The sequence below is a fragment of the Chromobacterium sp. ASV23 genome (assembly GCF_016428945.1).
GTDB classification, from domain to species: Bacteria; Pseudomonadota; Gammaproteobacteria; order Burkholderiales; family Chromobacteriaceae; genus Chromobacterium; species Chromobacterium sinusclupearum.
Genome location: NZ_JAELTR010000212.1, coordinates 1 through 413 on the forward strand (window position 1 = coordinate 1; position 413 = coordinate 413).

The 413-nt window shown below is 38.0% G+C and carries 1 protein-coding gene; it reads left to right on the top strand.

Annotated elements, in window-relative coordinates:
- Positions 1-202: 202 nt before the first annotated feature.
- The coding region (locus tag JHD59_RS22295) for a hypothetical protein (protein WP_199155875.1) at positions 203-413 on the top strand (211 nt) is incomplete at its 3' end.

Genomic DNA, 413 nt, shown 5'->3' on the forward strand with positions numbered 1-413 from the left:
CGAGATAATTGGCGGAGTCTCGTGGGCTCGGAGATGTGTATAAGAGACAGCTAAAGAATATCGTGATTCTTATTTAGATTTTGAGAAAAAAATTGCAGCCATATTTGACAATGACTTCCCCGGGTAGTTAATGATTTTTTTTGACAAAAGCACCTTGTTAAGGTATATTGCTATAGCTTAATCTAGGGCAAGGGAGGTTGAGATGCATAAAATTGATGAAAATTCGCTACAATATTCTTTCAACTTTCTTTTGCCCGATGTTAATGTAGGTTCAGATGCAAGTGAACCAGCCACCTCGAATGTGGTTACTATTTCAGATTACATAGCAAAAGAAAAGATTCCTTCCACTAAACCAACTTCAATTGACCCTAACTCACCTGAAGTTACATTAAAGCTACGCAGATTAGCAGCGG